Source organism: Collimonas sp. (assembly GCF_035566375.1).
Classification (GTDB): domain Bacteria; phylum Pseudomonadota; class Gammaproteobacteria; order Burkholderiales; family Burkholderiaceae_D; genus Collimonas.
This window is the reverse complement of the sequence record NZ_DATMRK010000063.1, coordinates 26,969-40,895: the sequence shown is the minus strand read 5'-3', so window position 1 is coordinate 40,895 and position 13,927 is coordinate 26,969. Positions and strand designations below refer to the sequence as shown.

Sequence of the window (13,927 nt, the reverse complement as noted above, 5' to 3'; positions counted from 1 at the left end):
ATAAGAATTAGAGCGGTATTGTTGCATCATCTTGCTCACCTTTCTTCGCGTTTCGCGAGATTAGCGGGTTAACATAACCTTCCGCGACACGGCCTGACCGGTTAGCGGATTGCACATCAAGTTGTGGGGAAGGGCTCTATTACTGTGTTCTTTTTGCTACGACTGCTGTTTTTTCAATTCGGGTACTACAAACCTGCCCTTCTAAACACGCTCACCACATGTTTTTATTGCGCTGTAACCGCATAACACGGCACAGAGCAGGAGCATAGCATAACCAGCAAAAATGCAAACAGCGAATCCAAGGATTCGCTGTTTTTATATTGTTACTGCTTATTTCGCTTAATCACGTTGCTTAACTATACTGATTAACCGCGCTTGTCCATCGGTGGCACATCACGGGTTGGCGAGCCAACGAACAATTGGCGTGGACGACCGATTTTTTGCTCTGGATCGGAAATCATTTCGTTCCATTGTGCGATCCAGCCGACGGTACGCGCCATGGCGAAGATGCCGGTGAACAGCGAGGTCGGGATGCCCAGCGCCGATTGCACGATGCCGGAGTAGAAATCGACGTTCGGATAGAGCTTGCGGGAAACGAAATATTCGTCTTCCAGCGCCACTTTCTCCAGCGCCATCGCCAGCTTGAACAATGGGTCGTCATGCAGGCCCAGTTCGTTCAGCACTTCGTAGCAGGTTTCACGCATCAGCTTGGCGCGCGGGTCGAAATTCTTGTAGACGCGGTGACCGAAGCCCATCAGCTTGACGCCGGAGTTCTTGTCTTTCACCTGAGCGATGAACGCTGGGATATTGTCGACCGTGCCGATTTCCTTGAGCATGTTGAGCGCTGCTTCGTTGGCGCCGCCGTGGGCAGGGCCCCACAGGCAGGCGATGCCGGCTGCGATACAGGCGAACGGATTGGCGCCGCTGGAACCAGCCAGGCGCACGGTCGAGGTTGATGCATTCTGCTCGTGATCGGCATGCAAAGTCAGGATACGGTCCAGCGCGCGCACCAGCACGTCGTTGACCTTGTACTCTTCGCACGGGGTCGAGAACATCATGTGCATGAAGTTGGCGCTGTACGACAGCTCGTTGCGCGGATAGACGAACGGCTGGCCGACGTTGTACTTGTAAGCCATGGCGACCAGGGTCGGCAGCTTGGCGATCAGGCGGATGGCCGACACTTCGCGGTGGCGCGGATCGGTGATGTCCAGCGAGTCATGGTAGAACGAGGACAAGGCGCCGACGGTGCCGACCAGCACGGCCATCGGATGCGCATCGCGGCGGAAACCGCGGAAGAAGAATTGCATCTGCTCGTGCACCATGGTGTGCTGGGTCACGGTGGCGTCGAACTTGGTCTTTTCGGCCGCGGTCGGCAGTTCGCCGTTCAGCAGCAGGTAGCAGGTTTCCAGGAAGTCGCAGTTGACCGCCAGCTGTTCGATCGGGTAACCGCGGTACTGCAGCTCGCCCTTGTCGCCGTCAATGTAGGTGATCGACGAATTACACGCCGCCGTCGACATGAAACCTGGGTCGTAAGTGAATTTTCCGGTAGCGCCGTACAACTTGCGGATATCGATGACTTCGGGACCGACGGTACCCTTGTATATAGGAAATTCTACGGATGGGCTGCCATCGGAAAACGATAGCGTGGCTTTTGTATCAGCGGTGGTCATGGCTCTTCCCTCAATCAAAAGGTGACTCTAAATCAAAAAAACAAAAGATGCGTTGGCAAGCTATTCACGATCTCCGGCGACAGCGCGACAAGCGCCGGCGGAGAGATGATCAAGCCTCAAGCTTCGCGTATTCTGGCTAACAAGGCATGCACTTGCGGTAAGTCCAGCAAGCCGTCCGGCTCTTTACGGACCAGCAGCAAATCCATTAGTTCATTGTCGGCCAGCTCCATCAGGCGCGAAAAAGCGTCGACGTCGTCGTCCGTCATGCCGGCTTCATGCGCATCCAGGAAACGGGTCAGTATCAAATCGTTTTCAAGCAGACCGCGTCTCGCACGCCAGCGCAGTCGGGCTCGGTTGGCGGGATCGGCTTGATGGGTGATAGGCATGGAAACCACTTATTCTATTAGATATCGCCGTTCGGCGCTGTCGACGAACAGTTCTAAAATGCTGCAAAAACCAGGGCGGGAAGGCTCAAGAGCCCGGCCGCCCTGCTGATCCTGACTTATACGGCGCGACGTACCATCAACTCTTTGATCTTGCCGATCGCTGCATTCGGGTTCAAGCCCTTTGGACAGACATCGACGCAATTCATGATCGAACGGCAGCGGAACAGGCGATACGGATCTTCCAGGTTGTCCAGACGCGCACCGGTTGCTTCATCGCGGCTGTCGGCGATGAAACGGTAGGCTTGCAGCAGGCCGGCCGGGCCGACGAACTTGTCCGGATTCCACCAGAACGACGGACAGGAAGTCGAACAGCATGCGCACAGGATGCACTCATACAGGCCATCCAGTTCTTCGCGTTGTTCAGGCGACTGCAGACGCTCTTTTTCCGGCGGGATATTGTCGTTGATCAGGAACGGCTTGATCGATTCGTATTGCTTGAAGAACTGCGTCATGTCGACGATCAGGTCGCGGATCACCGGCAAGCCTGGCAACGGCTTCAAGATGATCGGCTCGCTCAGCTCGTTCAGGTTGGTAGTGCAAGCCAGACCGTTCTTGCCGTTGATATTCATGGCGTCGGAACCGCACACGCCTTCACGGCAGGAACGGCGCAGCGCCAGCGAATCATCGACATCGGCCTTGATGCGTTGCAGCGCATCCAGCAGCATCTTGTCGGTCGGCAGCAACTCTACCGTCAGATCCTGCATGTAAGGCTTGGCGTCCTTATCGGGATCGTAACGGTAGATTTTAAATTTCAAAGTACGTGATGACATGGCTATACCTTTTTATTAATTGTGCGGCAGAGCTGCGGGCCACTGCTAAGTGGTGCACCGCCCTGCCGCGACAAATCAGAATGTACGTGGTTTTGGCTTGAACGTATCTACCGTCAGCGGCTTGGTAACAACAGGCTTGTAGTCGAGGCGATTGCCCTCGGAATACCACAGGGTGTGCTTCATCCAGTTGTCGTCATCACGCTTTTCATAATCGCGATGCGCATGTGCGCCGCGCGATTCTTTACGAGCTGCGGCCGAAGTAATCGTGGCCTTGGCGGTTTCGATCAGGTTATCCAGTTCTAAGGCTTCTACTCTTGCTGTGTTGAATACCTTGGACTTGTCCTTGAACGAAACATGCTTGCGCCGCTCGTCCAGCACCATGATTTCCTTGTAGCCCTGTTGCAGCAGTTCGTCGGTACGGAACACGCCGCAATAGTGCTGCATAGTCTTGCGGATATCGCCGGCCACGTCTTGCACACGCTCGGAACCGGTGCTGGTTTCCAGCTTGGCCAGGCGCGCCAGGGCAACGTCGGCTGCATCTGCCGGTAACGCCTTGTTGCTGCGTTCCTTGAGCTTGCTGTCGACAATGTGATTGCCGGCGGCGCGGCCGAACACCACCAGATCCAGCAGCGAATTGGTACCCAGGCGGTTAGCGCCATGCACCGATACGCAAGCGCATTCGCCGATGGCGTACAAGCCATTGACTACTGCGTTCGGAATGCCATTCTTAGGCACCACGACTTGACCATAAACGTTGGTCGGGATACCGCCCATTTGATAATGGATGGTCGGCACCACAGGGATCGGCTCTTTCAAAGCATCGACGTTAGCGAACTTGTGGCCGATTTCCAGAATCGACGGCAGACGCTTCATGATGGTTTCCGCGCCGATATGACGCAGGTCCAGCATCACGTGATCCTTGTGCGGACCGCAACCGCGGCCTTCCTTGATTTCCTGATCCATCGAGCGCGAAACGAAATCGCGCGGCGCCAGATCTTTCAAGGTAGGCGCATAACGCTCCATGAAACGCTCGCCGTTGGCGTTGATCAGAATCCCGCCTTCGCCGCGTACCCCTTCGGTAATCAGCACGCCAGCGCCAGCCACACCGGTCGGGTGGAACTGCCAGAATTCCATGTCTTCCAGCGGCAGACCGGCACGCGCCGCCATACCCATACCGTCGCCGGTATTGATAAAGGCATTGGTCGAAGCCGCCCAGATACGCCCTGCACCGCCGGTAGCCATCACCGTGGTCTTGGCTTCCAGGATCATGACATCGCCGGTTTCCATTTCCAGAGCGACGACGCCGATGACGTCGCCTTCGGCGTCGCGCACCAGATCGATCGCCATCCATTCGACGAAGAAGTGGGTCTTGGCGCGCACGTTACGCTGATACAGCGTGTGCAACAGCGCATGGCCGGTACGGTCGGCAGCGGCGCAGGCGCGGGCTACCGGCTTTTCGCCGAAGTTGGCCGAGTGGCCGCCAAACGGACGCTGATAAATCGTGCCATCGGCGTTACGGTCGAACGGCATGCCGAAGTGCTCCAGCTCATACACAGCCTTTGGCGCTTCACGGCACATGAACTCGATCGCATCCTGGTCGCCCAGGTAGTCCGAGCCCTTGACGGTGTCAAACATGTGCCAGTACCAGCTGTCCTCGGACATGTTACCGAGCGAGGCGCCGATGCCGCCCTGCGCCGCAACCGTGTGCGAACGCGTCGGAAATACTTTAGACAAGACCGCAACATTCAAACCAGCTTCCGCCAACTGCAGCGAAGCACGCATACCGGAACCACCGGCCCCAACGATTACCGCATCAAAGCGGCGTGTAGGAATTGTGGATTTAATAGCTGCCACGATTACACTCTCCACAAAATCTGCGCCGCCCATCCGGCACAACCGACCAACCACAGGATTGTGGCAACTTGCAAGACCAGGCGCACTGCGACCGGCTTGACGTAATCCATCCAGATATCACGCACGCCAATCCATGCATGAAAAAACAGCGCCATCAGCGCCACGAAGGTCGCCAACTTGAACCACTGATGCGAAAACAGCCCAGCCCAGCCTTCATAAGTGAAGTTGCTGGCGGTCAGGAAGGAAATCAGCAGGATGACGGTATAGACTGCCATGACGACGGCTGTGACGCGTTGCGCCAGCCAGTCGCGCAGGCCGTAATGGGCCCCTACTACCAGGCGCTTGGCGCCGACATTATTGTTATCTGCCATTAGAATGCTCCGAACAATTTCAATGCAACGATCAGCGCCAGCGGCACGCTGATGATCAAGACACTGGCAGCCGATTTGCGCGCGCTAACCTTATCCAGGCCAATGTGGTTATCCATGACGAGGTGGCGAATGCCGGCGCAGAAGTGGTGCAGATAGGCCCAGGACAGGGCCAGGATGACAAGCTTTACGAACCAGCCCGAGGTAAAGCCTTTGAAGTATTCGAAAGAACTTTCAGAAACCAGACTCTTATCCAGCATGAACAGGATAAAAGGCAGGAGTAAAAACATCAGCAAGCCACTAACACGATGCAAGAAAGAAACTAGGCCAGCCAACGGCAAACGATAACTGCTTAGTTGGGTAATGTGAATATTACGGAACTGTGGCCGATTGGGCTTCGCGGCTTCAGACATAACAGGGTTCTCCTCAGTTTAAAATTTTAGAGCAAACGCAATCCCGCAATTTTCGCCGATTTTTGTGCAGCACACCAATAGTTATTATTCGATATTGCGAATAATCCTTAGCGGTCATGCTGGCGGCCACTCTGGCGCCTGCCCATTTTGCCACTAGTCGCTGATATGCATGGCCAACATACATAAGCAGCGACTCACTGCAACTCATCAGCTCAACTCGTTCTGATAATGATGACGATTGGTTACATACAAACCGCGCCGCACTTCCACCGGCTTGTCGCCATAGGTAAAAGACACGCGCTCCACACACAATAAAGGCGATGATTTTTCCACTGCCAGCAATGCTGCCGCATCGGCATCGGCGCTGGCGGCGCGAATCTGTTCGGTGGCACGGATCATGCGCGTACCGAATTCGGTTTCAAACAAGCCATACATCGGCCCCCTGTACTCCACCAGGCGCTCCAGCGTCAACGCCTTGAACAGCGCGCCCGGCAACCACAATTCTTCAAGAATCGTCGGCACCCCGTCAAACGCCATGACGCGCTTGACATATACCACCGAGTCGCCCGACTTCATGCCCAGCAGGCGCGCGATTTCCGCCGGTGCGCGCAAACGCTTCAGTTCAATCACTCTTTTATCGGTAACTTGCGGCTGGTCGCTATCCGGCATCAGGCGCAGGAAGCGGAATTGCGAACGGGCCTCGTGATGGGTGGCGACAAAAGTGCCCTTGCCCTGGCGCCGCACCAGCAGGTTTTCTGCCGCCAGCTCATCAATCGCTTTGCGCACCGTGCCTTGGCTCACCTTGAAACGGTTGCCGAGCTCGACTTCACTAGGGATCAGCTCGCCCGGCTTCCACTCGCCGGATTGCAGGCGCTGCATGATCAGTGCCTTGATTTGCTGATAGAGAGGACTAAAGGTGGGGGACGATGTAGCAACAGCAGCAGGAACAGCAGCGCTCTGGCTGGCTGGGTCATTACTCAGATTGGGCGGGATGGAACTCATAAGCTTAGATTTCACCATAAAACACCCATTGTCGTCTAGCAAAAAATACGCAATGATATGTCTTATATAAGACATAAGATATTGATTGACATACCATGTTGCCAAGCCTAAACTCGCGGGCATAAACAGTAACTGATAACCGCCAAGTGAACTTTATTGTGCTCAAATCGAGTTTCATGCCAGGGATGCAAGCTATCAATTTCGGCTCCCGGCTAAAACCGAAACAAACTGACGCACGAGGTTTTCGCCGGTATGATTAGAGGCTGCGCAGCATCGCTGCATTAGTAACGCTGCATTAGTAATTAATGAACGTATTTCAGATATCGCTTTCTATCACCCCCTCTGGAGATTCAACATGGCTAAGTCCCCTCTGCGTGTTGCCGTAACCGGCGCCGCTGGTCAAATCGGTTATTCCCTGTTGTTCCGCATCGCCAACGGCGACCTGCTCGGCAAAGATCAACCGGTCATTTTGCAACTGCTTGAAATCCCTGACGAAAAAGCCCAAAAAGCGCTGAAAGGCGTGATCATGGAAGTCGACGATTGCGCATTCCCGCTGCTGGCCGGCATCACCGCCCACAGCGACCCGATGACAGCATTCAAGGATGTCGACGTCGCCCTGCTGGTTGGCGCCCGCCCACGCGGCCCAGGCATGGAACGTAAAGACCTGCTGGAAGCCAACGCTCAGATTTTCACCGTGCAAGGCAAGGCGCTGGACGCCGTCGCTTCGCGTAATGTCAAGGTACTGGTGGTCGGCAATCCAGCCAACACCAACGCCTACATCGCCATGAAATCGGCCCCTAACCTGCCAGCCAAAAACTTCACCGCAATGCTGCGCCTGGACCACAACCGTGCCCTGTCGCAAGTCGCAGCCAAGATCGGCAAGCCGGTCGCCGCCATCGAAAAACTGTTCGTCTGGGGCAACCACTCGCCAACCATGTACGCCGACTATCGCTACGCGACAGCCGATGGCGCATCGGTCAAGGATTTGATCAACGACCAGGTCTGGAACAAAGACGTGTTCCTGCCAACCGTCGGCAAGCGTGGCGCCGCCATCATTGAAGCGCGCGGCCTGTCGTCGGCAGCTTCGGCCGCCAATGCAGCTATCGATCACGTGCGTGACTGGGTGCTCGGCACCAACGGCAAGTGGACTACCATGGGCGTGCCGTCGGACGGCTCCTATGGCATTCCTGAAGGCACCATGTTCGGCTTCCCGGTAACTACCGAAAACGGTGAATACAAAATCGTTCAAGGCCTGGAAATCGACACCTTCTCGCAAGAGCGCATCAACATCACGCTGGCAGAATTGCAAGAAGAGCGTGACGGCGTGAAACACTTGGTCGGCTGATTGTCGGCTGACCACCGGCTGACGGGTAAATGACTGGCTCCGCAAATCCGCGCCAGCCATTTACCCGATCTGCATGGCGACACAGCCATCGCCCATGCAGCGCCTGACCACATTGAAATCAGTTATCGTTCTACCCAACTAAAAGTCGCAATGCATCCTACCGAGGTCTTATTCCTAGGCAAGCAACAGCCGGTCTCGCTACCGGTCTGCGATCATTACGCCGGCGCTGAAAAGCTCATGCGTAAATCGATCGCCCTGCAACAGGAACTGGGGCCAGTCTTCGACATCACACTCGACTGCGAAGACGGCGCCAGCGCCGGTAACGAAGCAGCACACGCACAACTGGTGGCCACCGTCATCGCCAGCGCCGACAATCGCTTTGAGCGCATAGGCGCTCGCGTACACGACATCGGCAGCCCCTTTTTCGAACAGGATGTAGAGATCATTTGCAAGGGTGCAGCCACGCGGCTGGCGTACCTGATGCTGCCCAAGGCTGAGAGCCTGGCCGAAGTCAGCGCCGCCATAGATCTGATCGAGCGCCACAGCAACCGGGCCGGACGGCAGGCGCTGCCAGTCCACGTATTGATAGAAACCCACGGCGCATTGGCCGACGTATTCGCCATCGCCGCCCTGCCACAAGTGCAGTCGCTGTCGTTCGGCATCATGGATTTTGTGTCCGCCCATTACGGCGCCATCCCCAGCGCTGCGATGCGTTCGCCCGGACAATTCAGCCATCCGCTGGTGACGCGCGCCAAGCTGGAAATTGCCGCGGCCTGCCATGCGCACGGCAAGGTGCCGTCGCATAACGTCACTACCGACATCAAGGACAGCGCCAGTGTCGCTGCCGACGCCGCACGCGCCGTGAATGAATTTGGCTACACCCGGATGTGGAGCATCCATCCGCAGCAGATCAAACCAATATTGAACGCATTTACCCCGCTGCAATCTGAGATAACCACTGCGGCACAAATCCTGCTTGCAGCCCAGCAAGCGGCTTGGGGACCGATACAACACGAGGGCACGCTGCACGACCGCGCCAGTTATCGTTATTACTGGAGTGTTCTGCAGCGCGCAAAAAATAACGGCGTCGCACTACCTGAAAACACAATAACTTTGTTATAACCGCGCCCCGCCTTTATCAAAACAGCGGGATGCACTATGGAGCAATAGAAATGAGAAAGATTCTGTCAACGAGTTTGTCAACTTTGGTTTTACTGTGCGCCAGCCTGGCAGTTGTCGCACCGCAGGCACAGGCCCAGACCAGCACCAAGAAAACCACAAAAAAATCCGCCAAGAAGCCAGCTGCAAAAGCAGCGCCGGCGGAAGCCGATGACGGCGAAGACGAAGGCACGCCGGATGTCAAGGCTGCAGTTTCCGTCGATTACAAATGCGAGCTCGGTAATTCACTGACGATTTTCACCAATGCCGAAGACGACAAGCACATCGCACTGCGCTGGGGTAAAACCTTGCACCGCCTGAGCCGCGTGCCGACCACCACCGGCGCCAACCGCTTTGAAAACCGCAAATACGGCCTGCTCTGGATCGGCATCCCGGCCAAGGGCATTTTGCTTGATTCAAAAACAGGGCATCAGCTGGCCAACGAATGCAAATCGGCAGAGCAAGAAGTACGGCCGGCCGACGCGCCGGTTGATCCAGCACACAGCTTGTAATTAAATTCAAAAACTGTAAATCCACAGGAGAAATCATGTCTCGCAACACGCTGAATACACTCAAGGAATTCAAGATTTCCGACTCCAAGAAAGGCAAGTTCTATTCCTTGCCTGCGCTGGAGAAAAAACTCGGCGTCAACATCTCGCGCCTGCCGGTGTCGATCCGTATCGTGCTGGAATCCGTACTGCGTAACTGCGACGGCAAGAAAGTCACCGAAGAGCATGTCAAGCAATTGGCGAACTGGGGTGCAAGCGCAGCCCGCACCGATGAAATTCCATTCGTCGTAGCACGCGTCGTGCTGCAAGACTTTACCGGCGTGCCGCTGCTGGCCGACCTCGCCGCGATGCGCAACGTCGCCGCCTCGCTCGGCAAGAACGCCAAGAACATCGAGCCGCTGGTGCCGGTTGACCTGGTCGTCGACCACTCGGTACAGATCGATCATTTCCGCGAAAAGAAAGCGCTCGACCTCAACATGAAACTGGAATTCCAGCGCAATAACGAGCGCTACCAGTTCATGAAATGGGGTATGCAGGCATTCGACACTTTCGGCGTAGTGCCACCAGGCTTCGGCATCGTCCACCAGGTCAACCTGGAATACCTGGCGCGCGGCGTCCACAAGAAGGATTCGGTTTATTATCCTGACACTCTGGTCGGCACCGATTCCCACACCACCATGATCAACGGCATCGGCGTAGTCGGCTGGGGCGTGGGCGGCATCGAGGCGGAAGCCGGCATGCTGGGCCAGCCGGTCTACTTCCTGACGCCAGACGTAGTCGGCGTCAACCTCACTGGCCAATTGCGTGAAGGCGTTACCGCCACCGATCTGGTACTCACCATCACCGAACTGCTGCGCAAAGCCAAAGTGGTCGGCAAGTTTGTCGAATTCTTCGGCGAAGGCACTGCCTCGCTGAGCCTGACCGACCGCGCCACCATCGCCAACATGGCCCCTGAATACGGCGCCACCATGGGCTTCTTCCCAGTTGACGACGCGACTATCGAATACTTCCAGGGCACTGGCCGCAGCAAAGCTGAAATCGATGCATTCGCCGGCTACTTCAAGGCACAAAACCTGTACGGCATTCCAAAGGCTGGCGAGATCGACTACACCACCGTGGTCGAGCTGGACCTGGCTACCGTTGCACCGTCGCTGGCGGGTCCAAAGCGTCCGCAAGACCGTATCGAAATCGGCAATGTCAAAGCCAACTTCGCCGAATTGTTCAGCAAGCCAATCGCAGAAAACGGCTTCAACAAGAAGATCGAAGACCTGGATGCGACTTACACCAATGCTGACGGCGTCAAGCTGCAAAACGGCGATGTCCTGATTGCCGCGATCACTTCCTGCACCAACACCTCTAACCCTAGCGTCATGCTGGCGGCTGGTTTGCTGGCCAAGAAAGCGGTCGAAGCCGGCCTCAAGGTTTCCTCCCACATCAAGACTTCGCTGGCCCCTGGCTCGCGGGTTGTCACCGAATACCTGGAAGCAGCTGGCCTGTTGCCGTACCTGGAAAAACTCGGCTTCGGCGTCACTGCCTACGGTTGCACCACCTGTATCGGTAACGCCGGCGACCTGACGCCAGCCATGAACGACGCCATCGTCAAGAACGACGTGGTGGCATCGGCTGTGTTGTCCGGCAACCGTAACTTCGAAGCGCGGATCCATCCGAACATTCGCTCCAACTTCCTGGCTTCGCCACCGTTGGTAGTGGCTTACGCGATCGCCGGCAACATGACGCGCGACCTGATGACCGAGCCAGTTGGCAAGGGCAAGGGCGGTAAAGATATCTATCTGGGCGATATCTGGCCAACTTCGCAAGAAGTCGCCAAGCTGATGAAGTTTGCGATGAACGCCAAGACCTTCAAGACCAACTACGCTGACGTCAAAGGCGCACCAGGCAAGCTGTGGGAAGCCATCAAGGGCGTCGCCGGCGGCGAAGTCTACAACTGGCCGAAATCGACCTACATCGCAGAACCACCGTTCTTCCAAGACTTCACCATGGTGCCGAAGGCTGCCGCGACCGGCATCACCGGCGCTCGCGCGCTGGGCGTGTTCGGCGATTCGATCACCACTGACCACATCTCGCCAGCCGGTTCCATCAAGGAATCCAGCCCGGCCGGTAAATGGCTGATCGCCAATGGCGTGTTGAAAGCAGACTTCAACTCCTACGGCTCACGTCGCGGCAATCACGAGATCATGATGCGCGGCACCTTCGCCAACGTCCGCATCAAGAACCTGATGATTCCGGCGACACCGGACGGCTCCCGGATTGAAGGCGGCATCACCCTGCACCAGCCAACTGGCGAAGAAACCTCGATCTATGACGCAGCAATGCAGTACGTCAAGGATGGCGTGCCAACCATGGTGTTTGCCGGTGAAGAATACGGCACAGGTTCGTCGCGTGACTGGGCTGCCAAGGGTACCCAGCTGCTGGGCGTGAAAGCCGTGTTTGCGCGTTCGTTCGAGCGTATCCACCGCTCCAACCTGGTCGGCATGGGCGTCTTGCCTTTGCAATTCCTCGGCAGCGACAGCGTGAGCACGCTGGGCATCACCGGTAACGAGACTTTCGACCTGAAGGGTATCGAAGGCGAAATCAAGCCACAGCAAGACGCTACCTTGGTGATCCATCGTGCTAACGGTGAGAGCAAGGAAGTCAAGGTTCTGCTGCGTATCGATACGCCGATCGAAGTCGATTACTACAAACACGGCGGTATCCTGCCATTCGTGCTGCGCCAGTTGCTGGCAGCATAACAACTTACCAGCCAGCTGCCTTCTGCATAGGCGGCTGGCTGGCAGTTGGATGTACTAACTGTACTAACAAACTGTACTAACAAGCGCCGGCCATGCCGGCGTTTTGCATTTCCAGCGCCAAGCAAGAAGCCGTTGCCGCGTATCCATCGTTTTATTCAACATACCGTTAAATCCACTACAATAGGGGCTTGCAGTCTTCCTGCCTCAGGGTTCTTAAAAACTCTCAGCAAGCGGTCGTAGGCCAGAAGGCAGCGCAGAACAGCGGAGCATATTTTGCAATGGATATGTGAGCATCTCAGTTGCCCCGCCCCGGATGCATGCATTCGCTACGGTCGTGCAGTAGGACATTGACTATGTTGTCAGCCCCTTACTCTATCCACTATGCGCCGCCCGTCAAAAAAACCTTCCCGCAAATTTTCCGCCGACAGCCATCGTTTGGGCGAGTTGGCGCAAGCCTTGATCCAAGCCTCCAGCCGTCTTGAGGAGCGCGCATGGGAACGCGAAATTGAAGTCTTGCTCAACAAGCATTTCAAAGCGCATCACCAGGAACCTATCGACGGTGCGCTGGAACAATTATTTCCGACCCAGCCCGACGCCTACGACGCCTTGATGGACGTGGTCGAGGCCTGCAGCGAATCGAGCACCATCGAATACCAAGGCAAGCAATACGACTGCCTGCTGGTCGGCATTCCGCTGCTGGCATGGACCCGTTTCTCGATAGCATCAGGGCCGATTCCAGCCGATGTCATGCTGACCGTCAGCGCCCATTTGCACGCCCACATCCTGGCGCCGGAAGTACAAACCGCCATCGTGCCGACGCTGTACGCAATCGATCAACTGCCGCGCAGTCATAGCGAAACCTTTACCCTGTTGCAGCAACTGTCGCATGCTGCGCTCAACGCAGCGCCGGTGCGCAGCCCTGCCAATCCGCCGCAAACCGCACCGTTCCTGGCCGATACCCGCTATCTGCTGGCAGCCCTGGTGGCGCCCAGCGGCATGCCGCTGTTCCGCTGGCAAATGACGCGTGGCCAAGCCGGGCATATCGCCGCTGATAAGGAACAGGCGCTGGAGCAATGGCGCAACCAGGTCACGCCCAACCTGACGCGTTTGCTGCCTGGCTGCGGTGTCCAGCTGTTGCTGCCCGAGGCTTATTTCGCCGCCTGCCGCGAAGCCGACCTGCAAATCCGCCCGGCTTCCTTGCGCGCCGCCAGTTACTACCTGACGCACACGCTGGACATCGCATCGAAAGACCTGCACGCCAGCATCGGCCGTTTTAGCGAACAGCCGGAAAGCGGCCGGGTTGATGAATATCGGATCGGTTTCTCTCTGGGTCAAACCAACGAGGTGATCTATGGCGTGGTATGGCCGCTATACGGCGCGGAAGAAGCCAACGAAGAAATCATTACGCGCGCCAGCGATAGCGACGCCGCCACGGCAGAACCCGAAACCCCGCTGGAACAAATCCTGAGCCTGTTGCGCGAATGCGGCATCGACGACATTCAACGCCACGCCGAATTGTTTGCGATGGAATTTTGCGACGATTGCGGCACGCCGTTTTACCCGGATCGGGAAGGCGATCTGGTGCATCCGGAAATGCCTGAAGATGCGCCAAGCGGCTCGGCTCACTTCCATTGAATCGTTA

At 56.6% G+C, this 13,927-nt stretch carries 12 protein-coding genes; 5 read left to right on the top strand and 7 right to left on the bottom strand.

Going from position 1 to position 13,927, the window contains the following annotated elements:
* Positions 1–365 precede the first annotated feature (365 nt).
* From gltA to VNZ60_RS20175, 7 genes are all read right to left on the bottom strand, one after another.
* Positions 366–1,670 carry a citrate synthase gene (gene gltA, locus VNZ60_RS20205; protein WP_325662352.1) on the bottom strand — a complete coding sequence of 435 codons (1,305 nt, stop codon included), beginning with the start codon at positions 1,668–1,670 and terminating at the stop codon, positions 366–368.
* A 116-nt stretch (positions 1,671–1,786) separates the two neighbouring features.
* Positions 1,787–2,056, bottom strand: a complete 270-nt coding sequence (locus tag VNZ60_RS20200; RefSeq protein WP_325662350.1) for an FAD assembly factor SdhE — start codon at positions 2,054–2,056, stop codon at positions 1,787–1,789.
* Between the two features lie 116 nt (positions 2,057–2,172).
* Complete coding sequence (locus VNZ60_RS20195; protein WP_038489897.1) at positions 2,173–2,886, bottom strand: succinate dehydrogenase iron-sulfur subunit; 714 nt, start codon at positions 2,884–2,886, stop codon at positions 2,173–2,175.
* Positions 2,887–2,961: 75 nt separating this feature from the next.
* Positions 2,962–4,740, bottom strand: coding sequence for a succinate dehydrogenase flavoprotein subunit (gene sdhA, locus VNZ60_RS20190; protein WP_325662345.1), 1,779 nt, complete (start codon positions 4,738–4,740; stop codon positions 2,962–2,964).
* A 2-nt stretch (positions 4,741–4,742) separates the two neighbouring features.
* On the bottom strand, positions 4,743–5,111 hold the full coding sequence (gene sdhD, locus VNZ60_RS20185; RefSeq protein WP_211466162.1) for a succinate dehydrogenase, hydrophobic membrane anchor protein: 369 nt from the start codon (positions 5,109–5,111) through the stop codon (positions 4,743–4,745).
* Positions 5,111–5,521: a succinate dehydrogenase, cytochrome b556 subunit gene (gene sdhC / locus VNZ60_RS20180; RefSeq protein ID WP_211466164.1), complete on the bottom strand. Its 411-nt coding sequence runs from the start codon at positions 5,519–5,521 to the stop codon at positions 5,111–5,113. The genes sdhD and sdhC overlap by 1 nt, the downstream gene beginning before the upstream one ends.
* 207 nt (positions 5,522–5,728) lie before the next feature.
* A complete protein-coding gene (locus VNZ60_RS20175) occupies positions 5,729–6,523 on the bottom strand; it encodes a GntR family transcriptional regulator (protein WP_325662340.1) in 795 nt (264 codons plus the stop codon).
* Positions 6,524–6,878: 355 nt separating this feature from the next.
* Between VNZ60_RS20175 and VNZ60_RS20170 the strand changes: the two genes are divergently transcribed.
* From VNZ60_RS20170 to VNZ60_RS20150, 5 genes are all read left to right on the top strand, one after another.
* Positions 6,879–7,868 carry a malate dehydrogenase gene (locus tag VNZ60_RS20170; protein ID WP_325662338.1) on the top strand — a complete coding sequence of 330 codons (990 nt, stop codon included), beginning with the start codon at positions 6,879–6,881 and terminating at the stop codon, positions 7,866–7,868.
* Positions 7,869–8,018: 150 nt separating this feature from the next.
* The gene (locus VNZ60_RS20165; RefSeq protein ID WP_325662336.1) at positions 8,019–8,990 is read left to right on the top strand and encodes an HpcH/HpaI aldolase/citrate lyase family protein; all 972 of its coding nucleotides are present in this window, start codon (positions 8,019–8,021) and stop codon (positions 8,988–8,990) included.
* Positions 8,991–9,040: 50 nt separating this feature from the next.
* Complete coding sequence (locus VNZ60_RS20160; RefSeq protein ID WP_325662334.1) at positions 9,041–9,538, top strand: hypothetical protein; 498 nt, start codon at positions 9,041–9,043, stop codon at positions 9,536–9,538.
* Between the two features lie 35 nt (positions 9,539–9,573).
* Complete coding sequence (acnA, locus tag VNZ60_RS20155; RefSeq protein WP_325662332.1) at positions 9,574–12,285, top strand: aconitate hydratase AcnA; 2,712 nt, start codon at positions 9,574–9,576, stop codon at positions 12,283–12,285.
* A 381-nt stretch (positions 12,286–12,666) separates the two neighbouring features.
* Positions 12,667–13,920: a DUF2863 family protein gene (locus VNZ60_RS20150; protein ID WP_325662330.1), complete on the top strand. Its 1,254-nt coding sequence runs from the start codon at positions 12,667–12,669 to the stop codon at positions 13,918–13,920.
* Positions 13,921–13,927 lie beyond the last annotated feature (7 nt).